The 26044-nt window shown below is 58.2% G+C and carries 24 protein-coding genes; 6 read left to right on the top strand and 18 right to left on the bottom strand.

Annotation, left to right across the window (positions count from 1 at the left end; all coding sequences use genetic code 11):
* Positions 1–23 precede the first annotated feature (23 nt).
* From ACVBEG_RS05205 to ffh, 8 genes are all read right to left on the bottom strand, one after another.
* Positions 24–1328 (bottom strand): homoserine dehydrogenase, encoded by a 1305-nt coding sequence (locus ACVBEG_RS05205; protein WP_322178160.1) that lies wholly within the window; start codon positions 1326–1328, stop codon positions 24–26.
* Positions 1329–1467: 139 nt separating this feature from the next.
* Positions 1468–2208, bottom strand: coding sequence for a DsbC family protein (locus ACVBEG_RS05200; RefSeq protein WP_322183055.1), 741 nt, complete (start codon positions 2206–2208; stop codon positions 1468–1470).
* Between the two features lie 166 nt (positions 2209–2374).
* Positions 2375–3271, bottom strand: a complete 897-nt coding sequence (gene xerD, locus ACVBEG_RS05195; RefSeq protein ID WP_322178159.1) for a site-specific tyrosine recombinase XerD — start codon at positions 3269–3271, stop codon at positions 2375–2377.
* Between the two features lie 144 nt (positions 3272–3415).
* Entirely contained in the window at positions 3416–3766 is a 351-nt protein-coding gene (gene rplS, locus ACVBEG_RS05190; RefSeq protein WP_296248607.1) for a 50S ribosomal protein L19, read from the bottom strand.
* Positions 3767–3809: 43 nt separating this feature from the next.
* Positions 3810–4562 (bottom strand): tRNA (guanosine(37)-N1)-methyltransferase TrmD, encoded by a 753-nt coding sequence (gene trmD / locus ACVBEG_RS05185; protein WP_322178158.1) that lies wholly within the window; start codon positions 4560–4562, stop codon positions 3810–3812.
* Positions 4563–4567: 5 nt separating this feature from the next.
* Positions 4568–5104 (bottom strand): ribosome maturation factor RimM, encoded by a 537-nt coding sequence (gene rimM, locus ACVBEG_RS05180; RefSeq protein WP_219061159.1) that lies wholly within the window; start codon positions 5102–5104, stop codon positions 4568–4570.
* A gap of 5 nt (positions 5105–5109) precedes the next feature.
* Positions 5110–5361 (bottom strand): 30S ribosomal protein S16, encoded by a 252-nt coding sequence (gene rpsP / locus ACVBEG_RS05175; RefSeq protein ID WP_219061317.1) that lies wholly within the window; start codon positions 5359–5361, stop codon positions 5110–5112.
* A gap of 250 nt (positions 5362–5611) precedes the next feature.
* Entirely contained in the window at positions 5612–6988 is a 1377-nt protein-coding gene (gene ffh / locus ACVBEG_RS05170; RefSeq protein WP_322178157.1) for a signal recognition particle protein, read from the bottom strand.
* A gap of 234 nt (positions 6989–7222) precedes the next feature.
* Between ffh and ACVBEG_RS05165 the strand changes: the two genes are divergently transcribed.
* The 3 genes from ACVBEG_RS05165 to ACVBEG_RS05155 all read left to right on the top strand — a co-directional run bounded on the left by ACVBEG_RS05165 (position 7223) and on the right by ACVBEG_RS05155 (position 10718).
* Positions 7223–8035, top strand: coding sequence for a cytochrome C assembly family protein (locus ACVBEG_RS05165; protein ID WP_322178156.1), 813 nt, complete (start codon positions 7223–7225; stop codon positions 8033–8035).
* 12 nt (positions 8036–8047) lie between these two features.
* Complete coding sequence (locus ACVBEG_RS05160; RefSeq protein WP_322215227.1) at positions 8048–9295, top strand: HlyC/CorC family transporter; 1248 nt, start codon at positions 8048–8050, stop codon at positions 9293–9295.
* A 103-nt stretch (positions 9296–9398) separates the two neighbouring features.
* On the top strand, positions 9399–10718 hold the full coding sequence (locus ACVBEG_RS05155) for an MFS transporter (RefSeq protein WP_322178154.1): 1320 nt from the start codon (positions 9399–9401) through the stop codon (positions 10716–10718).
* A gap of 42 nt (positions 10719–10760) precedes the next feature.
* Here the strand turns inward: ACVBEG_RS05155 and purT are convergent, their stop codons facing one another.
* From purT to ACVBEG_RS05135, 4 genes are all read right to left on the bottom strand, one after another.
* Entirely contained in the window at positions 10761–11942 is a 1182-nt protein-coding gene (gene purT, locus ACVBEG_RS05150) for a formate-dependent phosphoribosylglycinamide formyltransferase (RefSeq protein ID WP_322178153.1), read from the bottom strand.
* A gap of 131 nt (positions 11943–12073) precedes the next feature.
* On the bottom strand, positions 12074–12289 hold the full coding sequence (locus ACVBEG_RS05145; protein WP_322183053.1) for a DUF1289 domain-containing protein: 216 nt from the start codon (positions 12287–12289) through the stop codon (positions 12074–12076).
* Positions 12286–12810, bottom strand: a complete 525-nt coding sequence (locus ACVBEG_RS05140) for a gamma carbonic anhydrase family protein (protein WP_322178152.1) — start codon at positions 12808–12810, stop codon at positions 12286–12288. Before ACVBEG_RS05140 ends, ACVBEG_RS05145 begins: the two co-directional genes overlap by 4 nt.
* A gap of 37 nt (positions 12811–12847) precedes the next feature.
* On the bottom strand, positions 12848–13447 hold the full coding sequence (locus tag ACVBEG_RS05135; RefSeq protein WP_322178151.1) for a CoA pyrophosphatase: 600 nt from the start codon (positions 13445–13447) through the stop codon (positions 12848–12850).
* Between the two features lie 169 nt (positions 13448–13616).
* Between ACVBEG_RS05135 and ACVBEG_RS05130 the strand changes: the two genes are divergently transcribed.
* Together ACVBEG_RS05130 and ACVBEG_RS05125 are read left to right on the top strand one after the other, a co-directional pair.
* A complete protein-coding gene (locus ACVBEG_RS05130) occupies positions 13617–14168 on the top strand; it encodes an NUDIX hydrolase (protein ID WP_322178150.1) in 552 nt (183 codons plus the stop codon).
* 58 nt (positions 14169–14226) lie between these two features.
* The gene (locus ACVBEG_RS05125) at positions 14227–14790 is read left to right on the top strand and encodes a L,D-transpeptidase family protein (protein WP_322178149.1); all 564 of its coding nucleotides are present in this window, start codon (positions 14227–14229) and stop codon (positions 14788–14790) included.
* A 152-nt stretch (positions 14791–14942) separates the two neighbouring features.
* Here ACVBEG_RS05125 and ACVBEG_RS05120 read toward each other — a convergent pair whose 3' ends face one another.
* Entirely contained in the window at positions 14943–15254 is a 312-nt protein-coding gene (locus ACVBEG_RS05120; protein WP_322183052.1) for a YqfO family protein, read from the bottom strand.
* 17 nt (positions 15255–15271) lie between these two features.
* Positions 15272–19168: a phosphoribosylformylglycinamidine synthase gene (purL, locus tag ACVBEG_RS05115; RefSeq protein ID WP_447107426.1), complete on the bottom strand. Its 3897-nt coding sequence runs from the start codon at positions 19166–19168 to the stop codon at positions 15272–15274.
* A 190-nt stretch (positions 19169–19358) separates the two neighbouring features.
* On the opposite strand from purL, the gene mltF reads away from it, so the two are divergent.
* On the top strand, positions 19359–20819 hold the full coding sequence (gene mltF / locus ACVBEG_RS05110) for a membrane-bound lytic murein transglycosylase MltF (RefSeq protein WP_322178147.1): 1461 nt from the start codon (positions 19359–19361) through the stop codon (positions 20817–20819).
* Between the two features lie 31 nt (positions 20820–20850).
* Here the strand turns inward: mltF and tadA are convergent, their stop codons facing one another.
* From tadA to guaB, 4 genes are all read right to left on the bottom strand, one after another.
* Positions 20851–21333 (bottom strand): tRNA adenosine(34) deaminase TadA, encoded by a 483-nt coding sequence (tadA, locus tag ACVBEG_RS05105; RefSeq protein ID WP_322178146.1) that lies wholly within the window; start codon positions 21331–21333, stop codon positions 20851–20853.
* Complete coding sequence (locus tag ACVBEG_RS05100; protein ID WP_447107425.1) at positions 21333–22706, bottom strand: multicopper oxidase family protein; 1374 nt, start codon at positions 22704–22706, stop codon at positions 21333–21335. Before ACVBEG_RS05100 ends, tadA begins: the two co-directional genes overlap by 1 nt.
* Before the next feature lie 174 nt (positions 22707–22880).
* Complete coding sequence (gene guaA, locus ACVBEG_RS05095; protein WP_322178144.1) at positions 22881–24458, bottom strand: glutamine-hydrolyzing GMP synthase; 1578 nt, start codon at positions 24456–24458, stop codon at positions 22881–22883.
* An 81-nt stretch (positions 24459–24539) separates the two neighbouring features.
* Complete coding sequence (gene guaB, locus ACVBEG_RS05090; protein WP_219061145.1) at positions 24540–26009, bottom strand: IMP dehydrogenase; 1470 nt, start codon at positions 26007–26009, stop codon at positions 24540–24542.
* Positions 26010–26044 lie beyond the last annotated feature (35 nt).

The following is a 26044-nucleotide window of genomic DNA, read 5'->3' as shown; positions in this document are numbered from 1 at the left end:
GCTGCTTGATTCGATAGCCGCGGTTAGTTCAGCTGTTCAACACGAATACGCACCACGCTGCCGACCACATCCTGCAAGGCTTCAAGGGCTGTGATCGCGTCGTTCATACGTTGTTCGAGGACGCTGTGAGTCAGCAGAATCATCGGTACCAGACCGTCCTGTTCTTCGACTTCTTTCTGCATGATCGATTCGATATTGATCCCGCGCTCGGACAGAATGCTCGCCACTTGCGCCAGAACACCCGGGTGATCCTTGGCCTGAATCCGCAAGTAGTAAGCGCTTTCGCAGGCTTCGATCGGCAGAATCGGGTGGTCGGACAACGAGTCTGGCTGGAAGGCCAGGTGCGGAACACGGTTCTCTGGATCCGAGGTCATGGCACGAACCACGTCGATCAGATCGGCGACCACTGAGGACGCTGTAGGCTCCATGCCGGCACCCGCACCGTAGAACAGGGTCGAACCCGCGGCATCACCATTGACCATCACTGCGTTCATCACGCCATTGACGTTGGCGATCAGGCGATCGGACGGGATCAAGGTCGGGTGAACCCGCAGCTCGATGCCCGCAGCCGTGCGACGTGCCACGCCCAGGTGTTTGATACGGTAGCCCAACGCTTCGGCGTAGTTCACGTCAGCAGTGGTCAGCTTGGTGATGCCTTCGGTGTAGGCCTTGTCGAACTGCAGCGGGATGCCAAAGGCAATCGACGCAAGAATGGTCAGTTTGTGCGCAGCATCGATACCTTCGACGTCGAAAGTCGGATCGGCTTCGGCGTAACCCAGAGCCTGGGCTTCGGCCAGCACGTCAGCAAAGGTACGGCCCTTTTCGCGCATCTCGGTGAGGATGAAGTTGCCGGTGCCGTTGATAATCCCGGCGACCCAGTTGATGCGGTTGGCCGACAGGCCTTCACGGATCGCCTTGATCACTGGAATGCCACCGGCGACAGCGGCTTCGAACGCAACGATCACCCCCTTCTCACGGGCTTTGGCGAAGATTTCGTTACCGTGCACGGCGATCAGTGCCTTGTTGGCAGTGACAACATGCTTGCCGTTCTCGATGGCCAGCAGGACCAGATCGCGGGCAACGGTGTAGCCACCGATCAGCTCGATGACGATATCGATTTCAGGGTTGGTCGCGACGGCAAAAACGTCGTGGGTAATGGGGGTACCGGTAATCTGGCAGAGGGGATTTGGCGTACGCATGGCAATTTGCGCTACTTCGATTTCACGGCCGGCGCGGCGGGAAATCTCCTCGGCGTTACGCTGAAGTACGTTGAAGGTACCGCCACCGACAGTACCCAGCCCACAGATGCCTACTTTGACCGGTTTCACTATGAAGTCCCCATAAAACGGCCGACGCGAGGCCGGCCGTGGAAAACAGCCACCTGCTGTGAGGTGGCTCGCTGTTTAATAAAGCGACGGTAAACCCGCGGCTCCATGATCGTCAAAAGCTAACCCTGGCGAAACAGGATTATTGGGCGCTCAATGCCAGCTTGGCCACTTGTTTGGCCGGCTGATAGCCCGGAATCACCTGACCGTCCGCCAGCACGATGGCTGGCGTGCCATTGACACCAATCGATTGCCCTATGGCAAATTGCCCGGACACTGGGTTGGCGCATTTCGGTGCTTCGATATTCTTGCCGGTGACCATACGGTCCATGGCGCCTTTGCGGTCCTTGGAGCACCAGACCGCCTGCAGTTGCTCATCGCCCGGCGAACCCAGGCCCTGACGCGGGAAGGCAACGTAGCGCACTTCAATCCCCATACGGTTCAGCTCGGGGACTTCAGCGTGCAGCTTGTGGCAATACGGGCAGGTGGTATCCGTAAACACGGTGATGTGCGATTTGGTTTCGCCGATGGCCGGATAGACCACCATGTCACCGGTAGGAATGCCGTTGATGGTTTTCGAAATGGCCAAGCGTTCGGTCTTCTCGGTCAGGTTGACCGGTTTACCGTCCTTGATCTGAAACAGATACCCCTGCATCACGAACTGGCCGTCAGCGCTGGCATACAGCACGCGACCGCCTTTGAGTTTGACTTCATACAGACCGCTCAGCGGGCTACTGGCGATGCTGTCGACTGGCAGCTCGAGCTGCAGCGTTTCAAGGGCCTTGCGGATGGCTTTATCGGCGGCATCATCCGCCTGAGCGAACATACTGAGCGTACTGGCCAACGCAATAACTGCGGCGGCGAAAATCCGGGTCACGCGCATGGGGACTCCTTGAACGGTGGACAGATGGGCGCTGCTGAAAACGGCGGTCATGGGGGACCGCAGGCGTTTTAGTGCTGCCCAATTTTCGAAACCGGCAAAGCCTATCACATAAGGGCTGTCAGGCCGACTGAGAGTGACGCAGGACACCTCCCGGCAGGCCTGGAAATCAGCCACGAGGGTGATGCTTTGCATGTATTTCCTGCAATCTTGCGCGGGCTACATGAGTGTATATCTGCGTCGTGGACAAATCACTGTGCCCCAACAACATCTGCACCACTCGCAGGTCAGCGCCGTGATTGAGCAGGTGGGTAGCGAAGGCATGGCGCAAGGTATGCGGCGAAAGGGACTTGCCGATTCCGGCGACCTTGGCCTGGTGCTTGATACGATGCCAGAACGTCTGGCGGGTCATCTGCTCACCGCGCTGACTTGGGAACAGCACGTCACTGGGCCGTCCGTTCAACAGCTCCCACCGCGCATCACGCATGTAGCGTTCGATCCAGACAATCGCCTCCTCCCCCATCGGCACCAGTCGTTCCTTGCTGCCCTTGCCCATGACCCGCACGACGCCTTGGCGCAAGTTGACTTGCTCAAGGGTCAAGCTGATCAGTTCAGTGACGCGCAAGCCGCAGGCGTACAGCACCTCAAGCATCGCCCGATCACGCTGACCGATGGCCTCGCCAAGATCCGGCGCGGCCAACAGCGCCTCAACGTCGGCCTCGGACAATGACTTAGGTAAGGGTCTGCCCAGTTGCGGCATGTCCACTTGAAGGGTCGGATCGACCAGGATCAACTTTTCCCGCAGCAAAAACCGATAAAACCCGCGCAGGCCGGACAGAAAGCGCGCTGTCGAACGAGGCTTGTACGCTTTGTCCAGGCGCCAGGCCAAGTGATCGAGAATCAGCTCCCGACCCGCGCTACTCAATTCAACATCTTGCTCCTGCAACCAGCCATTGAACAAAGCCAGATCGCTGCGATAAGCCTCGCGGGTGTTATCCGACAGGCCTTTCTCCAGCCATAACGCGTCGAGAAAACGGTCAATCAGCGGGTGATCAATAGCAGGCATGATATTCGGGGCTTCTGTAATAAAGTCGGTGGCAGTGTTCCACACCGGGTCATGGCGCGGCGAGCGTTGCCCGATGGAGATTAAAAACCGGGCAACAAAAAAGCAGCCCTTAGGCTGCTTTTTTTTGCATCGGAAAGACTGAACTTAAGACAGTTTTTCTTTGATGCGAGCTGCTTTACCGGACAGGTCACGCAGGTAGTACAGTTTGGCTTTGCGAACGTCACCGCGACGTTTCACAGCCATGCTGTCGATTTGCGGGCTGTAAGTCTGGAAAGTACGCTCTACGCCAACACCGTTGGAGATTTTACGAACAGTGAAAGCACTGTTCACACCACGGTTACGCTTGGCAATCACAACGCCTTCGAACGCTTGCAGACGCGAACGGTCGCCTTCCTTCACTTTCACCTGAACGACAACAGTGTCGCCCGGGGCAAAGGGAGGGATCTCTTTAGTCATCTGCTCAGCTTCGAGTTGCAGAATGATTTTGTTAGTCATGCTGTGCTCCTAAGGTAGATCATCAGGATCTACCATCGATACGTTAACTATCGTCCCGCTCGCGGAGATACTCCGCCAGCAGCTTCTTCTCTTCTCCAGAAAGCGAGCGGCTTTCCAGAAGATCGGCGCGTCGTTCATAGGTCCGCCCAAGGGACTGCTGTAAACGCCAACGCCGGATGTGCGCGTGATTGCCACTTAGCAACACGTCGGGAACACGCTGATCCGCATACACCTCCGGTCGGGTGTAATGCGGGCAATCCAGCAGACCATCCGTGAAGGAATCCTCCTCCGCGGAGTCCGCATGCCCTAAAGCTCCAGGCAGCAGCCGCGTAACCGCGTCTATCAGGACCATCGCCGGCAGCTCGCCACCGGAAAGTACATAGTCACCAATCGACCACTCTTCATCGACATGAGCTTCAATGAAACGCTCGTCAATGCCTTCATAACGACCCGCGATGAGGATAAATGCTTCCCCTAGCGCCAGTTCGCGTACCGCCGACTGAGTCAGTTGGCGGCCTTGTGGCGACAGGTAAATAACCTTCGCCGCATCCCCTGCTGCCTGCCTGGCCTGAACCAGAGCGTCTTCAAGAGGCTTGATCTTCATCACCATGCCCGGACCACCGCCAAATGGGCGATCATCCACAGTGTGATGTCGATCTGTGGTGTAGTCCCGCGGATTCCAACAAGTCAGCTGCAAAAGCCCTTGTTTCACCGCACGGCTGGTAATGCCGTAGTCGCTGATGGCGGAAAACATCTCGGGGAACAGACTGATCACTTCTACGCGTAGGCTAGCCATGTCGCTTAGAAGTCCGCATCCCAATCCACCTTCATCTCGCCAGCACCCAGGTCGACTGCCAACACGCATTGCTCTGTATAGGGCAACAAGCGTTCGCGATCATCCAGACTGCCCGCACAAGGCTTGACCACCATTACATCGTTCGAGCCAGTTTCCAGAAGGTGATCGATTTTCCCGAGCAATTGCCCTAGGTGGTCGATGACCTTAAGACCCTCCAGCTGGTACCAGTAGTACTCGCCGTCGGTCAGATCAGGGAACAGGTTGCGCGGCACGCAGACCTCAAAACCGGACAGAAGACGAGCTTCCTCACGGTCATCGAGACCTTTGAGCTTTACGACCAGGAACTTGTTTTGCAAGCGTCCGCTGACCAGCTCTACCTGTCGCACATCGCCTTCGCGCCGAAGCGTCCAGGTCTTGTAATCCAACAGGTTTCCAATCGGATCAGTAAAGGAATAAACCTTCACTTCGCCGCGAACGCCATGAATAGAATAAATCTTGCCGATAACGATCAAATCTTCGGCTACTGCAGGCGTCGCGTTCATATTGCTCAGGCCGCAGCCTTAGCATTTTCCTTCAACAACTGAGCAACACGCTCAGAAGGTTGTGCACCAACGCTCAACCAGTAAGTCACGCGTTCTTCGTTCACGGACAAACGGACTTCTTGACCACGGGCAACCGGGTTGAAGAAACCAACTTGTTCTTTGTGTGAACCATCGCGCGGGTTGCGGCTGTCGGTCACGGTGAGGTGGTAAAACGGGCGCTTTTTGGAGCCGCCAAGGGCGAGACGGATGGTTAGCATGTGGACATCGTTCCTGTAGTCGGTGCTGCAAATCTTAAGATGCACAGCGGGCATAGGTGCCCGAAAGGCCGCATATTCTAAGGAATATCCGGACATTTGCAAATGTCTTTTTCCGGCGCCTATCGGCATGCCATCCAGATCTGCTATGGAGCCGCTGCGAACAGCGGCTTATCAACCCTGCAAAAAGCAAGGTTACTGGAGGTCACCCTCCGTGTAGGGATGCGCGAAAAGAGTCTCCCGCGCTATGCAATCACATCTTCGGCATGCCGCCGCCGGGCAACATTCCGCCCATGCCGCGCATCATTTTTGCCATACCGCCTTTGGCGGAGAATTTTTTCATCATCTTCTGCATCTGCTTGTGCTGCTTGATCAGACGCCCGATATCCTGCACCTGAGTGCCTGAACCCATGGAGATCCGGCGCTTGCGCGAACCGCTGATCAGGTCCGGGTCACGGCGTTCGGCCGGGGTCATCGAGTTGATGATGGCTTCCATCTGCTTGAATTGCTTTTCAGCGGCGTTCTGAGCATTGCCCATCTGCGCCAGATTCACCCCGCCCATGTTCGGCAGCTTGTCCATGAGCCCGCCAAGGCCGCCCATGTTTTTCATTTGTTGCAACTGATCGCGGAAGTCTTCGAGGTCGAAGCCTTTGCCCTTCTTCAGTTTTTTCGCCAGTTTATCGGCTTTGTCTTTGTCGAGAGTCTGTTCGGCCTGTTCGATCAGGCTCAGCACATCGCCCATACCGAGGATGCGCGAGGCGATCCGGTCCGGGTGGAACGGTTCGAGGGCGTCGCTTTTCTCGCCCATACCGATGAACTTGATCGGTTTGCCGGTGATCGCACGCACCGACAGCGCCGCGCCGCCACGAGCATCACCATCGACTTTGGTGAGGATCACACCGGTCAACGGCAACGCATCGCCAAAGGCCTTGGCGGTGTTGGCCGCATCCTGACCGGTCATGGCGTCAACCACGAACAGCGTTTCAGCTGGCTTGGTTGCCGCGTGCAACGCCTGGATCTCGCCCATCATCTCGACATCGATGTGCAAGCGACCGGCGGTATCGACGATCACCACGTCGATGAATTTGAGCGTGGCCTCTTTGATGGCCGCCAGCGCGATCTCTACCGGCTTCTGGCTGATATCGGACGGAAAGAACGTCACGCCGATGTCGTTGGCCAGGGTTTCCAACTGCTTGATGGCCGCAGGACGATAAACGTCCACCGAGACCACCATCACGCTTTTCTTTCTGCGCTCTTTGAGAAAGCGCGCCAGCTTGCCGGCGGTGGTGGTTTTACCCGCGCCCTGCAAGCCCGCCATCAAGACCACGGCCGGTGGTGTGACGTTGAGGACCAGATCTTCGTTGGCCGCCCCCATCAACTCTTCGAGTTCGGCCTGGACGATCTTCACGAACGCCTGGCCCGGCGTCAGGCTGCGCGACACCTCGGTACCGACAGCGCGGTCCTTGACCTTATTGACGAAGTCTTTAACCACCGGCAAGGCAACGTCGGCTTCAAGCAAAGCCATGCGCACTTCACGCAGGGTGTCTTTGATATTGTCCTCGGTCAGCTTCGCCTTGCCGGTAACATGGCGAAGCGTCTGCGAGAGGCGGTCTGTAAGGTTTTCAAACATGCGCGATCCTTTCAGGCTCTAGTTGAACCCCGGTTGGTGCGGTCCGGCTCGTGGTGGCCCGTTGTTGAAAACAACGGCTAAAAACAGTGTTCGACGAGCCTGCGACTTGAGCAGGTGACGGATTATAGCGAAGACTCTGCTGGACGGACACCATCGAGTCTGCTTCTGTAGTCTTTCGTGAAATGTCGGTTCTATGCCAAACTCAGCGTCTTTCGGGCTTGCCTAACAGGATTTATGCTTCCCTTGTCACCCAGCTTGCTTCCCAGTCTCGCCGCCGCCTGCTTATATGCCGCTGCGACCCTTTATCAAAGCATCCGCCTGCGCCAAGGTGCAAAGGTGGATAAACGTCTACTTTGCCTGCTCGGCGGCTTCGCTGTAATCGCTCACGGGCTCAGTCTTTACACCCAGCTGATTACACCCGTCGGCCTGGGCCTGGACTTTTTCAGTGCCGCGAGCCTGATCGCGGTCGCTGTTATTGCCCTGACCATGCTTGCCTGTGCGCGAATACCCGTGGAGAACCTGCTGGTGCTGCTGTTCCCGCTCGGGCTGGCGACGGTGCTGCTAGCACAGTTCGCGCCCACCGGCACGGTCCAGCCCATCGATGAAGCACCGGGCATTCTGGCCCACATTCTGCTGTCGATCCTGGCATACGGCATGTTCACCATCGCGGTGTTTCAGGCCTTGCTGGTACTGGTGCAAGATCACCAACTCAAACACAAACGTCCGTCCGGACTGATCAAGAACTTCCCGCCACTGCAAACCATGGAAAGTCTGCTGTTTGGTTTCCTCTGGGCAGGATGGGGCCTGCTCTCGCTGTCACTGATCTCGGGCTGGCTGTTTGTCGAAAATCTGTTCGCCCAGCACTTGGTGCACAAAACACTCCTCGCCTGCCTGGCCTGGGTGGTTTTCAGCGTGCTGCTGTGGGGACGCAACCGTCTCGGCTGGCGCGGACACAAGGCAATTCGCTGGACCCTAGGCGGTTTCTGCCTGCTGATGCTGGCGTATTTCGGCAGCAAGCTGGTACGCGAATTCATTCTGCACATCTGACGGGCGTTGATCATGAATAACCTGCCCATCGGCCCGATGTTTGGTGTATTGACCCTGCTGATTCTTTGGTCCGGCCTGCTCACTGCGGTAGACGCCGCACACCAGTACCTCAAGGCTGTGCGTCCGAACGGTCGCGCTACTGACACCTCCATGCCAAAGCTGGCGTTTGAGCTGGGCAGCCTGATCCTGAGCAATACCCTGATCAAAGTACTGATCACCATCATCAGCATGCTGTTGGCGCTGCACTTCTGGTACAACAACGGGCCTACGCTGGCGTGGATCGGCGTCAGCAGTGTGCTATTGATCTTTGCCGAATTCATACCGCGCACCCTGGCGGCACGTTACCCGGAAGCGATATTGATGCTGGGTAACAGCACTCTGCGCTTGCCCATGAAGCTACTCTCTCCCTTGGCCTGGCTGTTCTCCGCCATCGCCTGCACGCTACTGCGACCCTTCGGTATCCGCGACAAACCGAACGCCCGCAAAAAGGACAATGAAGTACCGCTGACGGTCTTGCTCCATGACGGCCAGCAGGATAACCAGCCCAGCCGCTCACATGTACTATCGGGCATTCACGCGCTGGACAGCATTACCGTGAACGACATTCTGGTACCGCGTAGCGAAGTCGACGGCATCAATCTGGATGACCCGATCCAGCGCATCATCGAACAACTGATCATCTCCCGCCATACGCGGCTGCCGGTGTACCACAACGATATCAACCAAGTGGAAGGTGTACTCAATACACGCCAGATCAGCCATTTGCTGCCGCATGCCGACCTGACCAAAGAAGACCTGATCGAGGCTTGCTACGATCCTTATTTCGTCCCGGAAAGCACCCCGCTGCAACTGCAACTGCTGAATTTTCACAAGCAACAGCGCCGCCTGGGCGTGGTCGTCGACGAGTACGGCGAAGTGCTTGGCATTGTCAGCCTGGAAGACATCCTTGAAGAAATCGTCGGTGAGTTTGAAAACGAACAGAGCTTCGACAATCCGCATATCCACCCGCAAACCGACGGTCGCCTGGTGATTGATGGCGCTGCGTCGATTCGCGAATTGAACAAAAGTCTCGGCTGGCACTTGCCTTCCGATGGCCCAAAAACCCTCAATGGCCTGGTCACCGAAGCACTGGAAACCATTCCAGACAGCTCGGTATGCGTGAAAATCGGGCCATACCGTCTGGAAATTCTCGAAACCGAAGACAATCGGGTCACCCGAGTCCTGATGTGGCAGAACAGCAGCACTCGCGCCGCCGTTTAAGCGCTTCCCGATCACGCCGACTGTTCACCGCCGCACCCGAAAAAGCGCCACTCGCTGAACCTTGGCGACATCATAAAAACAAAAATCCAACAGGGACATTCGGATGACCAATAGCACCACTTTCGAGCACGATGCCGCAGCGACCAAACCGGCCAACTCGGCCCGGCGCGTGGCCGTTGCCAGCTTCATTGGCACCGCCATCGAGTTCTACGATTTTTACGTGTACGCCACAGCTGCCGCGCTGGTCATCGGCCCGGTATTCTTCCCGCAGACGTCGGGCACCGCACAAATGATGTCGGCGTTTCTGACCTTCGGCATCGCCTTTCTTGCGCGGCCGCTGGGCTCGGCCTTGTTCGGCCATTTTGGCGACCGTGTCGGCCGCAAATCGACATTGGTGGCCTCGCTCTTGCTGATGGGCATCTGCACCACCCTGATTGGCGTGCTGCCGGGCTATGCCACGATTGGCGCCTGGGCCCCGATTCTGTTGTGCGTATTGCGTTTCGGCCAAGGGCTGGGGCTGGGCGGCGAATGGGGCGGCGCGGCATTGCTCGCTACCGAAAACGCCCCCAAGGGCAAGCGCGCCTGGTTTGGCATGTTCCCGCAACTGGGTCCATCGATTGGGTTCCTGGCGGCTAACGGGTTGTTCCTGACCCTGGCCATGACGCTGAATGACGAACAGTTCCGCTCCTGGGGCTGGCGCGTTCCGTTTTTGCTCAGCGCGTTACTGGTGATGGTCGGCCTGTACGTAAGGCTCAAGCTTGAGGAAACACCGATCTTCGCCAACGCCATCGCCCGACACGAGCGGGTCAAGATGCCCTTGGCGGAACTCCTTAGCCAATACTGGCGCCCTATGCTGCTGGGCGCGGCATCAATGGTGGTGTGCTACGCGCTGTTCTATATCTCGACTGTGTTCTCCCTGAGCTACGGCGTATCGACCCTCGGTTACAGTCGCGAGACGTTCCTTGGCCTGCTGTGCTTTGCCGTACTGTTCATGGCCGCAGCCACACCCCTGGCGGCCTGGGCCAGCGACCGTTTCGGGCGCAAACCGGTGCTGATCATTGGCGGTGTGCTGGCGATCCTGTCTGGCTTCACCATGGAACCCTTGCTGACTTACGGCACTACATGGGCCGTTGCGCTGTTCCTTTGCATCGAACTGTTCCTGATGGGCGTGACCTTCGCCCCAATGGGCGCGATGCTGCCTGAACTGTTTCCGACGCGTGTGCGTTATACCGGCGCATCTGCGGCGTACAACCTGGGCGGTATCGTGGGGGCGTCAGTGGCGCCCTTCTTCGCCCAGAAACTGGTGGCGATGGGCGGCTTGAGCTGGGTTGGCGGGTATGTGTCGGCAGCAGCTTTGCTCAGCTTGATCGCTGTGCTATGCCTGAAAGAGACGCGGGAAAACGATCTGGACCGAATTGCCTGACGCACAGCGTCAGGCAATTCGCAGTTGCAGTTGCAGTTGCAGTTATAGCTGAACCTTCACCGCTTTGGACGCACGCGTCGCTTTGGCGCGGGCGGCTTCGATGGTCTCGTCGCGAGCCAGGGCCACACCCATGCGCCGCTGACCATTGACTTCCGGTTTGCCGAACAGGCGTAACGCGGTGTCGGGCTCGCTCAAGGCAGCACCCAGGTTGGCGAAACTGGTTTGCGTGGATTTGCCTTCCACCAGAATCACTGCCGAAGCCGAGGGTCCGAACTGACGGATCAAGGGGATCGGCAGGCCGAGGATCGCCCGCGCATGCAGCGCGAACTGCGACAGGTCCTGAGAGATCAGGGTCACCAGGCCGGTGTCATGTGGACGCGGCGAGACTTCGCTGAACCAGACCTGATCACCCTTGATGAACAACTCGACGCCAAACAGACCACGGCCACCCAAGGCCTCGGTCACGGCGCGTGCAACCCGCTCGGACTCAGCCAAAGCAACCGGGCTCATGACCTGCGGCTGCCAGGATTCCTGATAGTCGCCCTTCTCCTGACGATGCCCGACCGGCGCACAGAAGGTAGTGCCGCCAATATGGCGCACAGTCAGCAGGGTGATTTCGTAATCGAAATCGATGAACCCCTCGATGATCACACGCCCCTTACCGGCACGGCCGCCTTCCTGCGCATAATCCCAGGCACCTTGCACGTCGTCAGTGCTTTTGAGCAGGCTTTGGCCTTTACCCGACGAACTCATCACCGGCTTGACCACACACGGGAAACCGAGGTTCTCAACCGCCTGACGGTAGTCTTCAAAGGTGTCGGCGAAATGATACGGCGAAGTCGGCAGATCCAGTTCTTCAGCGGCCAGACGACGAATGCCTTCGCGGTTCATCGTCAACAGAGCTGCCCGGGCAGTGGGGATCACGGTAAAACCTTCGGACTCCAGCTCGACCAGGGTCGCGGTCGCAATGGCTTCGATTTCCGGGACGATATAATGCGGCTTCTCGGCCTCGATCACTGCGCGCAAGGCGGCACCGTCGAGCATGTTGATTACATGACTACGATGCGCGACCTGCATGGCTGGCGCGTTGGCATAACGGTCAACAGCGATCACTTCGACGCCCAGGCGTTGCAGTTCGATCACCACCTCCTTGCCAAGCTCGCCGCAACCGCAGAGCAATACGCGCGTCGCGGTAGGCGACAGTGGCGTTCCGATTTGAGTCATCTCAGGTCCTCGTGGAGCAGATCATCGAGCCAGCCCGCCATTGGTGGGCGACTCATGGGGAGAAGAAAGGCGCGCAATTTACCACGAAGCCGATCACTTGGGCCTCGTCCCGAAAAAGTGAGGCGCCAGAATCAAGGAGTGGTTTTCACACCCACCGTCCACAGCATGCCACTGTCCCGCGCTCGCTCATGACAGCGTCCAAGCACCACGCGGCGCTCAGTATTGTCCATGCGACTCCAGCGGGTAATTTCCTCAACGGTGCGCTGGCAGCCCAGACAGATGTCCGCCTCGTCCAGCGCGCAAATATTCACACACGGCGAAGCAACCGGTCGCTCGACACTCATCAGTCTTCCTGCGGGGCCAGATCACGCGCATAGCGCTGGGCGTTGTGCACGTAATGCGCAGCACTGGCTTCAAGCATTTTTTTCTGCGCGTCCGTCAGTTCACGCACCACTTTGCCGGGCGAGCCCATGACCAGTGAGCCGTCGGGGATTTCCTTGCCCTCGCCAATCAGCGAGTTGGCGCCGATGATGCAATAGTTGCCGATCTTGGCACCGTTAAGGATGACCGAATTGATGCCGATCAAGCTGCAATCGCCCACGGTGCAGCCATGCAGCATGACGTTATGGCCGATGGTGACATTTTTGCCGATGATCAGCGGCGACCCCATGTCGGTGTGCATCACCGTGCCATCTTGTACGTTGCTGTTCTCACCGATATGGATCAGCTCGTTGTCGCCACGCAATACGGCGCCAAACCAAACGCTGGCACCGGCTTCGAGCTTGACCTTGCCAATCAGGGTGGCAGTAGGCGCAACCCAGCTTTGCGGATGAGTGTCGACATGGGAATCTCCCAAGCGATATTTCATAGTGGTTTCCTCATGGCCCGCAGGCCGTGGGTAAGTATCAAATATTGATAAAACGCTCAGGCGGCGTGTGCAGGCTGATGTCGGCGTCGTACAGCACATTGACCAGTTCGACGATCATGATCGCTGTCAGACCCCATATTTTGAATTCACCGAAACGATAGCTGGGCACATACCAACTACGACCCTGGTAATCGATACGGTGAGTATGCTCACGCGGGTCCTCGCGAAAGAACGCCAGAGGCACGCTGAAGACAGCCGCAATCTCGGCATCGTTGGCCTGGTATTCGACGAAGTCAGGGATGATGCCTACGTAAGGCGTGACCCTGATTCCGTGCAAAGAGATCAACGGACTGAGCGGGCCGATCACCTCGACCAGACCAGGCGGCAGACCGATTTCTTCCTCGGCCTCACGCAAGGCCGTAAAAATCAGGTCCGGGTCTTCGGGATCACGCCGCCCACCAGGGAAGGCGACTTCGCCGCCATGGGTCGAAAGCCCGCTGGCGCGCAGGGTCAGGATCAACTCCGGCTCATCACTCCGAGTGATGGGCACTAGGACAGCGGCCTCGGGGAAACGTCGATCCGTTTCCAGAGTACGCGGCGTATGACTGCTTACACGGCGAAGTAGCTCGTCCAGCATGGGAAATCTCGATCTGTTGCCTAACTGGCATAATGCACCAAAGCGGCGATACGCCCAACCCCTTGTAGGACAACCCGGCAACTGATTGGACCTGCTTGTGTAAGCTCAGCTTGCCGACCCCGGTGCGGCACGCCAAGATAGCGACTGATTTCAGGAATCGACGTTCAGCATGAAATTCTGCAGCCAGTGCGGCAACCCGGTCATTCAGCGCATCCCCGAAGGCGATAGCCGCTTACGTTACGTCTGCGAGCATTGCCAGACCGTCCATTATCAGAACCCTAATATCGTCGCCGGGAGCCTGCCAATCTGGGGCTCGCAGGTGCTTCTATGCCGTCGCGCCATCGAGCCGCGCATGGGGTACTGGACCTTACCAGCCGGTTTCATGGAAAACGGGGAAACGGTCGAACAGGCCGCCCGCCGCGAAACGGCGGAAGAAGCCTGCGCCACGCTGCGCAACCTGAGCCTGTACATGCTGGTCGATGTGCCGCACATCAGTCAGGTACACGTGTTTTATCGCGCCGAGCTGGTAGATCTGGAGTTTGCCGCCGGGGTAGAGAGCCTGGAGGTGCGGCTTTTCGACGAGGCTGACATTCCATGGTCCGAGCTGGCTTTCATGACGGTAAAACGTACCTTAGAATGCTTCTTTGCCGACCGGATCCAGCAGGTCTACCCAGTGCGAACTGAGTCTCTGGCACCGTTGCAGCAGATAAAAAAGACCTAATTACTCCGCGGGCAGCGCGTGTAGCGCTGCCCATACATTGCTCAGGGATACCGTTTCGATGCGTTGGTTGCTTGCCCTTTTATGTAGTTGCGTCGTTCCGCTGTCTCAAGCTGCATTCACCGAAACCAGACTGCCCAAGGGCAGTGAACAGAGGTTCATTGGTGGAGCAGTCATCAACACGCACAGCATCGCTGCTCAAAACATCGATAAAATACTGATTCTGAAATCGGCACATCAACTGCAGTTGATCAGCGACGGCGCGGCGCTCAAGACCTACCGCATTTCGCTGGGTAAAGTGCCCAAGGGGCAAAAGCTTCGAGAAGGCGACAAGCGCACCCCGGAAGGTCTTTACTGGCTGGACTGGCGCAAGGTCAGCGACAGTTACAACCTGTCGATGCATATCTCCTACCCGAACATCAGCGACTCGGCGCGCGCCCGACGCGATGGCGTCAGCCCGGGCAGCATGATCATGATCCACGGCACGCCGGTCAACGATGATTACCCGGAGTGGTATTTCCAGACCCTGGACTGGACCGACGGCTGCATCGCCATGAAAAATACCGACATGCGCGAGCTCTGGGATCTGGTCAAAGACGGCACCATGGTCGAGATCCGTCCCTGACTATTCTGATTGACGCAACGTCCTCCCTGATACCTCCCGGCTCAGTACTCCGCCATTCTGTAGGCACTGCAGGACCGCTTTGTACTCCATCGCAGCCCGGTCAGCGCCTACTGTCTGCCGGCCAGAGGCAACATGAATCTGGTCCGGCTGATTCAGAAATCCGCCAGCTTCCACACTTCGTAAGCTGGCGTTTCATAGGGATGGCTCTGCTTTAGAGCCATCACTGCCTGAGCGATCAACTCGTCAGCCACTACCAACTCGACCTTCCATTCCTCCACCTGCTCGATCTCGCCTGCCTGCCCAATAAACGGCTGACTGCCGTCCAGCGGGCGAAACTGGCCTTGACCCAGCACCTGCCATGAGCAGTTGTCGTAAGCCCCGATTCGCCCGGCACCTGCGGCGAATACGGCACTCTTGACCACCTCTACATGGCTCGGTGGAACGAAGAAGCTGAGCTTGTACATGGCTCGACCGTTGTCTGTCAGTTCACCCATACCCGCGCATTACGGAACATGCGCATCCAGGCGCCGTCTTCATCCCACTCTTCCGGACACCAGGAGTTCTGTACGGCACGGAACACACGCTCAGGGTGCGGCATCATGATGGTGACGCGACCGTCACGGCTGGTGAGACCCGTAATCCCGCGCGGCGAACCGTTCGGGTTGGCAGGGTAGGTTTCGGTGACCTTGCCATGGTTGTCGACAAACCGCATGGCTACACATCCGGACACATCAGCTTCGAGCAACGCGTTTTCGTTGCGGAACTCAGCCAGACCCTCACCGTGAGCAATGGCGATCGGCATGCGCGAACCGGCCATACCCTGTAGGAAGATCGACGCTGATTCCTGAACCTGAACCATCGCTACCCGTGCTTCGAACTGCTCAGAGCGGTTGCGCACGAAGTGAGGCCAGAACTCGCTGCCTGGAACCAGTTCGCGAAGGTTGGACAACATCTGGCAACCGTTACACACGCCAAGGGTGAAGCTGTCATGACGCTCGAAGAAGTTCTGGAAAGCATCCCGCGCGCGGCTGTTGAACAGGGCCGACTTGGCCCAGCCTTCGCCCGCGCCGAGCACGTCGCCGTAGGAGAAACCACCGCAGGCCACCAGACCTTTGAACTCATTCAGATCAACGCTACCGGCAAGAATATCGCTCATGTGTACGTCGATGGCGTTGAAGCCGGCGCGATCGAACGCCGCCGCCATCTCGACCTGACCGTTGACGCCCTGTTCACGCAGAACCGCCACTTGCGGACGAATGCCTTTCTTGATGTACGGCGCGCTGATGTTTTCGTTCACATCGAAGCCCAGCTTGATACTCAGGCCAGGGTTGTCTTCTTCAAGCAGTACGTCGAACTCTTGCTCGGCGCATTCGACGTTGTCACGCAGACGCTGGATTTGATAACTGGTCTCGGCCCACTGACGTTGCAGCGAACGACGTTGACCGGCAAACACCTGATCACCGTTGAAGCTGACCGCCACTTCATCGTTGTTCACCGGCTGACCGATGACCGCGACGCAATCCTGAAGCCCGGCCGCGCTGAACTGTGCAAGCACCACCGGCGTATCATCCTGGTGAACCTGAATCACTGCGCCCAGCTCTTCGTTGAACAGGATGGCTGCCAGTTCGGCGGAGGTTTCTGCCAGGCTGTCCAGGTACAGGTTCAAACCGCAGTGGCCGGCGAAGGCCATTTCCAGAGTGGTAACCAACAGACCACCGTCGGAACGGTCGTGATAAGCCAGCAAGTGGCCGTCAGCATTCAGACCCTGGATCACAGCGAAGAACGCCTTGAGGTCTTCAGCATCATCCACGTCGGGTGCGACACGACCCAACTTGCCGTGAACCTGGGCGAGAATCGAGGCGCCCATGCGGTTCTGACCACGACCCAGATCAATCAGGATCAGATCGGTTTCGCCCTTGTCCATGCGCAGCTCCGGCGTCAGGGTCTGGCGGATGTCGACCACCGGGGCAAAGCCGGTCACGATCAACGACAGCGGCGACGTCACGCTCTTCTCGGTGCCGTCATCGCGCCACTGGGTTTTCATGGACATTGAGTCCTTGCCCACCGGGATGGTGATGCCCAGTTCAGGGCACAACTCCATGCCAACCGCTTTCACTGTGTCATACAAACGGGCGTCTTCACCGGGGTGACCGGCAGCGGACATCCAGTTGGCCGACAGTTTGATGTCGGAAATTTTCGCAATGCGTGAAGCGACGATGTTGGTCAGGGTCTCGCCAATCGCCATACGCCCGGACGCCGGAGCGTCCAGCAGCGCCAGCGGCGTACGCTCGCCCATGGCCATGGCTTCACCGGTGTTCACATCGAAACTGGTAGCAGTCACGGCACAGTCGGCCACGGGCACTTGCCACGGACCTACCATTTGATCGCGAGCAACCAGACCGGTGATGGTCCGGTCGCCGATGGTGATCAGGAAGCTTTTGCTGGCGACGGCCGGGTGATGCAAAACGCGCTGCACACACTCGTCGATATCCAGGGTGCTCGGGTCGAAATCATCGCCCAGTTCGCTTTCGCGAGTCGCCGAACGGTGCATGCGCGGCGCCTTGCCCAGCAGCACTTCCAGCGGCATGTCCACCGGGCTGTTGCCGAAGTGGCTGTCGGTCACCGTCAGTTGCGGCTCGGCAGTGGCTTCACCGACGACGGCAAACGGGCAACGCTCACGTTCGCAAATGGCTTTGAAGCGCTCGAAATCCGCAGCGCCAACCGCCATCACATAACGTTCTTGTGATTCGTTGCTCCAGATTTCCAGCGGGGCCATGCCCGGCTCGTCATTTGGAATGTTGCGCAGCTCGAAACGACCGCCTCGTCCGCCATCGTTGACCAGTTCAGGGAAGGCATTGGACAGACCGCCCGCGCCGACGTCATGGATAAAGCTGATCGGGTTTTGATCGCCCAACTGCCAGCAACGGTCGATCACTTCCTGACAGCGACGCTCCATTTCAGGGTTTTCACGCTGAACCGAAGCAAAATCCAGATCCGCCGAGCTGGTGCCGGTCGCCATCGATGACGCTGCACCGCCACCCAGACCAATCAACATGGCCGGACCACCGAGCACGATCAGCTTGGAGCCGACAGTGATCTCGGCTTTCTGTACGTGTTCATCACGGATGTTGCCCATACCGCCAGCCAGCATGATCGGCTTGTGGTAACCACGGACTTCATCGCCGTGCGGGGTGCTGATCGATTGTTCGAAGGTGCGGAAGTAACCGGTCAGGGCCGGACGCCCAAATTCGTTGTTGAACGCCGCGCCGCCCAGCGGGCCTTCAAGCATGATGTCCAGCGCCGTCACGATGCGCTCGGGTTTGCCGTAAGGCACTTCCCACGGCTGTTCAAAACCGGGAATCAGCAGGTTCGACACGGTAAAACCGGTCAGGCCGGCTTTTGGCTTGGCGCCGCGACCGGTCGCACCCTCGTCACGAATCTCGCCGCCGGAGCCGGTAGAGGCACCCGGGAACGGAGCAATCGCGGTTGGGTGGTTGTGGGTCTCGACCTTCATCAAGATGTGCACCGGCTCCTGCACCGCGCCGTACTGACGGGTTTCAGGGTTCGGGAAGAAACGACCCGCCACAGGGCCTTCGATGACCGCAGCGTTGTCCTTATAGGCAGAGAGGACACCTTCGCCATGCATCTGGAAAGTGTTCTTGATCATGCCGAACAGGCTTTTTTCCTGGTTCTGGCCGTCGATATCCCAGCTGGCATTGAAGATTTTGTGGCGGCAATGCTCAGAGTTGGCCTGGGCGAACATCATCAATTCGATGTCATGGGGATTGCGCCCCAATGTCTCGAAGCTGGTCACCAAATAATCGATTTCATCATCGGCCAGGGCCAGGCCCAGCTCGATGTTGGCTTTTTCCAGCGCCACGCGACCGCCACCCAGAACATCGATGGCCGTCAGCGGCTTGGGTTCGGCATGGCGGAACAGACCAGCGGCCTGTTCCAGCGTGCCCAACACCAGCTGCGTCATGCGGTCATGCAGAGCGCCAGCAATCAGCTCGGCCTCGACGTCGCTGAACTGGCCTTCTACATAGAAAGCGATACCGCGCTCAAGGCGCTGAATTTTTGCCAGACCGCAGTTGCGGGCAATATCGCTGGCCTTGCTCGACCAGGGTGAGATAGTGCCAAAACGCGGCAACACCAGAAACAGCCGGCCGCTCGGCTCTTGAACCGGCACACTCGGGCCGTATTTCAGAAGGCGGGCAAGGACCTGCTGTTCTTCATCGGTCAGAACGCCAGTGACCTCAGCGAAGTGGGCGAATTCAGCGTACAAGCCACTGACAGCTGAAACTTTTTGTTTCAGCTGCTCAAGTAATTTGCTGTGGCGGAAGGCAGAAAGGGCAGGAGCACCGCGCAGGATCAACATCTTCGGGACAGCCTCGGGAAGGGGTGTGCTTTGAGGCCATACATTCTAGCCTAAACCGCCCCTTTCAGCACCCAGAACGGTGGTTTCCAGCATCGCCTGATGTCGGTGACCCGAGAACGACTCCGCTCTATCAGACAAGGCCCTCACTGTCGAGATATGGCGGTCGGGGTCCTTTGCGTATACTGCACCTATGTTTTCCCAATCCGCTTTCCGCCCGCGCTGTGCCAAATGGCTCATCGCAACCGGACTCTTCCTAATGCTCGGCGCCTGTGTTGATAAACCCAACACACTGGAGCGAGTCAAGGAGGACGGCATTCTGCGCGTGGTCACTCGTAACAGCCCGGCCACTTATTTCCAGGATCGCAACGGTGAAACCGGTTTCGAATACGAGCTGGTCAAGCGCTTCGCCAAGGATCTTGGGGTCGAACTGAAGATCGAAACCGCCGACAATCTTGATGATTTATTCGATCAGTTGCAGAAGCCCGGAGGCCCAGTGCTGGCTGCTGCGGGCCTGGTCGCTACCGACACACGCAAGCTGCAAGCCCGCTTTTCCCATCCGTACCTGCAAGTCACCCCCCAGATCATCTACCGCAACGGCCAGTCGCGCCCGACCGACGCTGGCGATTTGATCGGAAAGAAGATCATGGTGCTCAAGGGCAGCAGCCATGCCGAACAGCTGGCCGCACTGAAACTGAAAATGCCGACACTGGAGTACGAAGAGTCCGACGCAGTGGAAGTGGTCGATCTGCTGCGCATGGTGGATGAGGGCCAAATTGACCTGACCCTGGTCGACTCCAATGAATTGGCAATGAATCAGGTGTACTTCCCGAACGTGCGCGTTGCCTTCGACCTGGGCGATAGCCGTGATCAGCGCTGGGCCGTCGCGCTGGGCGAAGACAACAGCCTGCTGAACGAGATCAACAACTTCCTCGACAAAGTCGAGAAGAACGGCACGCTACAGCGCTTGAAAGATCGCTATTACGGGCATGTCGACGTCCTTGGATACATGGGGGCCTACACCTTCGCCCAACACCTTCAGCAGCGTTTGCCGCACTATGAAAAACATTTCCGGTCGGCAGGCAAGGAAGAGCAGGTGGATTGGCGATTGCTGGCTGCCATCGGTTATCAGGAATCGTTATGGCAGCCCAGCGTCACGTCAAAAACCGGCGTACGGGGTTTGATGATGCTGACCCAAAACACGGCGCAGGCCATGGGTGTGTCCAACCGGTTGGATGCCAAGCAAAGCATCGACGGCGGCTCAAAGTACTTTGCCTACATGAAGGATCAGTTGGACGACAAGATTCAGGAACCTGACCGTACATGGTTAGCACTTGCGGCCTATAACGTCGGTAGCGGTCATCTGGACGATGCGCGCAAATTGGCCGAGAACGAAGGCCTGAATCCAAATAAATGGCTGGACGTAAAAAAAATGTTACCGCGTCTGGCGCAAAAAAAATGGTTCAGCAAAACCCGTTACGGTTATGCCCGAGGCGGCGAACCCGTGCACTTTGTCGCCAACATCCGTCGCTATTACGACATCCTCACATGGGTCACCCAGCCGCAGCTTGAAGGCAGTCAGGTCGCCGACGGCAACCTGCATGTGCCGGGCGTGGACAAGACCAAACCGACTGAAGAAAACCCGACGCTTTAAGCGTCGGCTCAGGCCTATCGCGCCAGCGAACTCAACCCTTCGCCCGGCGCATCTTGAAGAACTCACTCAGCATCCTCCCGCATTCCTCCGCCAGCACCCCCCCTTCGAACAACACCCGATGGTTGAGAAAGGCCTGACTGAAAAACTGCCCCTGACTCTGAACAATACCGGCCTTGGGTTCAAGCGCACCGTACACCACACGAGCGATGCGTGAATGCACAATCAGGCCCGCGCACATGCTGCACGGTTCGAGGGTGACGTAGAGGGTGCTGCCCGGTAGCCGATAATTACTGAGCGCCTGAGCTGCGGAGCGAATGGCGACCATCTCGGCGTGGGCGCTGGGGTCGCTGCCGCTGATAGGGCAATTGAACCCGCGTCCGATAATTTCGCCGTTCTGCACCACTATTGCGCCCACGGGCACTTCACCCAAAGCTGCGCCCTGCGAGGCCAGCGCCATTGCCTCACGCATGAAATGTTGATCCTGACTGCGATCAATAATCTGCGACTGCCTCATCAGGACACCTCTATTGCGGCCATTAGCCCGGTTTCCATGTGGTCGATCACATGGCAGTGGAACATCCACACGCCCGGATTATCGGCTACCAGCGCGACACGTGCCCGCTCGTTTTTACCGAGCAGGTAGGTGTCGGTGAAGTACGGAATGATCGTCCTGCGGTTCGACCCGATGACCTTGAAACTCATGCCGTGCAAGTGGATCGGGTGCTGATACTGGGTCATGTTCTTCAACTCGAAGATGTAGCTTCTACCCTTTTGCAGCTTGGCGATGGGCCGGTCGGCGCAGGTCTTGTCGGTGATATCCCATGCCTTGCCATTGATCTGCCACAAGCTCGGTGGTGCACCATTGTCGACGTTCACCGACACGGAGCCCACCCATTCGAAATTGAAGTTGAGCTTCTCGGCGTTAGCCATGTCAGGTTCGGAAACCGGATTGACCGGCAACGCCGGAGGCCATTCGCCAGCTGCGTCGCTGTTGGCAACCGAACGAAAGGTTCCCAGACGTACCGGACCATTGCGCAGCGAAATCTCTTCACCCGCCGCTGGCGCCTTGATCGCCAGACAAATGCGCATGCCCGGCCCCAGCCAATATTCCTTACCCAACGGCCGTGGCTTGACCGGATTACCGTCCAGCGCGTAGATCTGCGCCTCGACACCGGGCATGTTCAGGCGATAAGTCAGGGTATTGTCGAGATTGAGTAGCCTGACCCGGACAATCTGCCCGGCAGGCAAGTCAATGACGGCCTGCGGCACGCCATTAATAGTCGATAATCGCCCCGCCGTACCGCCGCGCGCGGCTTCACGAGGCACACTGAAAGCGGTGAACGCCCCCTCTTCGTCAACATGCCAGCTTTTCAGGCTCAGGGTCCGCTCATGCAGGAAACCGGTCGGCTCACGCTCTTCGACGATCAACGGCCCGACCAGCCCGCGACCCAACTCTTCACTGCTATTCACATGTGGGTGATACCAGTAGCTGCCAGCGTCCGGCACGCGAAACCTGTAATCGAAATACTCCCCCGGCAACACAGGCAGCTGCGAAACGTACGGCACGCCGTCCATTTCCAGCGGCAAACGGATCCCGTGCCAGTGAATCGTGGTCGGCACCGGCAGCTTGTTGATGAACCGTACTCGCAGCCACTCGCCCTGACGCACCCGCAACTCAGTGCCCGGCGCAGAGCCACCGAATGCCCAGGCCGGCGTCTGATGGCCACACACCAGCTCCAGATCCAATGGCGCGGCAATCAGCTCGTAGTCGTGGCCCGCCTCGGAATTCCTGCGCCCCAGCCAATAGCGCGAAGCGCCACCTGCGCCCAAACCAACCACGGCAAGACCGGCCAGACCTCCGAGTATTTGTCGACGGGTAAAGGACATAAGCGCAAGCACCTCAAGAATAAAACAGAGCGGAGCCGGATGGCCCGCACACACCTGAGAACAGATGCCAAGGGCGAATACGATACACCTGCATTTGAAAAAAAATAAGGGCAGCCTAGGCTGCCCTTATAGATTGAATCATTTCAGCGCTGCAAAGCTGCCGCCGCGATCAGATCATTCCCACTCAATAGTCGCTGGCGGCTTGCTCGACACGTCGTACGTGACGCGGGAGATGCCTTCGATTTCATTGATGATGCGGCCGCTGACGGTTTCCAGCAGCTCGTAAGGCAGGTGCGCCCAACGTGCGGTCATGAAGTCGACGGTTTCCACTGCACGCAGGGCGACAACCCAAGCGTAACGACGGGCATCGCCCACCACACCGACCGATTTAACCGGCTGGAACACCACGAATGCCTGGCTGACCTTGTGATACCAGTCAGCCTTGCGCAGCTCTTCGATGAAAATGTGGTCAGCGCGACGCAACAGGTCGGCGTATTCCCTTTTCACTTCACCGAGAATCCGTACACCGAGACCCGGGCCCGGGAATGGGTGACGGTAAACCATGTCGTACGGCAGGCCGAGTTCGAGACCCAGGCGGCGAACTTCATCCTTGAACAGTTCGCGCAACGGCTCGACCAGTTTCAGGTTCATCTCGTCCGGCAAGCCACCCACGTTGTGGTGCGACTTGATCACATGAGCCTTGCCGCTTTTCGCGCCAGCCGACTCGATCACGTCCGGGTAGATGGTGCCCTGAGCCAGGTACTTGATGTTGTCCAGCTTGCAGGATTCGGCATCGAACACATCGATGAAGGTACGACCAATGATTTTGCGCTTCTTCTCTGGATCGCTCTCGCCCGCCAGATTGTCGAGGAACTGATCGGCAGCGTTGGCGCGGATCACTTTGACACCCATGTTCTCGGCGAACATGGCCATCACTTGCTCGCCTTCGTGCAGACGCAGCAGGCCGTTGTCGACGAATACGCAGGTCAGTTGATCGCCGATGGCTTTGTGCAGCAATGCCGCAACCACCGAAGAATCGACACCGCCGGACAGACCGAGCAGCACGTTATCGGTGCCAACCAGGGCACGGACATGCGCGATGGCGTCTTCAGCGATGTGCGACGGCGTCCACAACGCTTCGCAGCCGCAGATGTCGAGAATGAAGCGCGACAGGATGCGACCGCCCTGCTTGGTATGGGTTACTTCCGGGTGGAACTGCACACCGTAGTAGCCGCGCGAGTCGTCGGCCATGCCGGCAATCGAGCAACTCGGGGTGCTTGCCAGCACGTGAAAGCCTTCAGGGATTTCAGTCACTTTGTCGCCGTGGCTCATCCACACGTCAAGGCCGTAAAGACCGTCTGGATCAACGTGATCTTCAATACCATCGAGGAGGCGGCTCTTGCCAACCACATCGACTCGGGCGTAACCGAATTCGCGCAGCTCGGAACCTTCCACCCGACCGCCCAGCTGTTCAGCCATGGTCTGCATGCCGTAGCAAATTCCGAAGACTGGCACGTTCAGGTCAAACACGGCCTTTGGCGCACGCGGGCTATCAGCTTCGTGTACGGACTCAGGGCCACCGGCGAGAATGATCCCGCGTGGGTTGAATGCGCGAATCGCTTCGTCGTCCATGTCGAACGGATGCAGCTCGCAATACACGCCGATCTCACGCACGCGGCGGGCAATCAGTTGGGTGTACTGGGAACCGAAGTCGAGGATCAGGATGCGGTGGGCGTGAATGTCGAGGGCCATGACTCATTCTCTCGGTGGAATTCGGAAACAACACGGGGCTGCTAGCAGCCCCGATTATTTAGATGACACTGGATAGCGCTTTTAACCTACGCGGTAGTTCGGCGCTTCTTTGGTGATCTGCACGTCGTGGACGTGGGACTCAGCCATGCCGGCACCGGTGATACGCACGAATTCTGGCTTGGTGCGCATCTCTTCGATCGTGGCGCTGCCGGTGTAACCCATGGATGAACGCAGGCCGCCCATCAATTGGTGAACGATAGCGCTCAGCGAGCCTTTGTAAGCGACCCGGCCTTCGATGCCTTCCGGCACCAGCTTCTCGGCACCCTCGGAAGAGTCCTGGAAGTAACGGTCAGATGAGCCCTGCGCCTGAGACATCGCACCCAACGAACCCATACCGCGGTAAGCCTTGTAGGAGCGACCCTGGAACAGTTCGATTTCACCTGGCGCCTCTTCGGTACCGGCAAACATCGAGCCCATCATCACGCAGGAAGCACCGGCCACGATGGCTTTGGACAGGTCACCCGAATAACGGATGCCGCCATCGGCGATCAACGGAACGCCCGTGCCTTCAAGGGCCGCGGCGACGTTGGCGATGGCGCTGATTTGCGGCACGCCGACACCGGCAACGATGCGCGTGGTGCAGATGGAGCCAGGACCGATACCGACCTTGACCGCATCGGCACCCGCTTCAGCCAACGCCTTGGCAGCAGCGCCGGTAGCGATGTTGCCGCCGATGACCTGCACTTCAGGGAAATTCTGTTTGACCCAACGGACGCGATCGATCACGCCCTTGGAGTGGCCGTGAGCGGTGTCGACCACCACCACGTCAACGCCGGCGGAAACCAGGGCTGCAACGCGTTCGGCAGTGTCCTTGCCGGTACCAACCGCAGCGCCGACACGCAGACGACCTTGATCGTCCTTGCTCGCCAATGGGTAGGCCTTGGCTTTTTCGATGTCCTTGACGGTCATCATGCCCTTGAGCGCGAACTTGTCGTCGACGATCAGGACTTTTTCCAGACGATGCCTGTGCAGCAGCTCACGCACTTCGTTCTTGTCGGCGCCTTCACGAACAGTGACGAGACGCTCTTTAGGCGTCATCACTTCCCGAACAGGAACATCCAGACGGTTTTCGAAGCGCACATCCCGAGACGTCACGATGCCGACCAGGTCGCCATTGTGCATCACCGGTACGCCGGAAATATTGTGCAGATGCGTCAGTTCGAACAGATCACGTACCGTGGCATCTGCCTCGATGGTAATGGGGTCCTTGACTACACCGGCTTCGAACTTCTTGACCTTACGCACTTCGGCAGCTTGCTGCTCGATGGTCATGTTCTTGTGGATAATACCGATACCACCTTCCTGAGCCATGGCAATTGCCAGACGGGCTTCAGTCACGGTATCCATCGCGGCAGAGACCAGCGGAATATTAAGCTCGATGCCACGTGTCAAACGTGTCTTCAAACTAACTTCGTTAGGAAGCACCTCGGAATAACCGGGCACTAGGAGAATGTCGTCGAAGGTTAGAGCTTCTTGGCTGATACGCAGCATCGCGGGGGCTCCCGAGCGGGAAATTGGAAGCGCGC

Source organism: Pseudomonas sp. GG8 (assembly GCF_052976945.1).
Note: the sequence above shows the minus strand (reverse complement) of the source record. Positions and strands in the feature narration are given on the sequence as shown.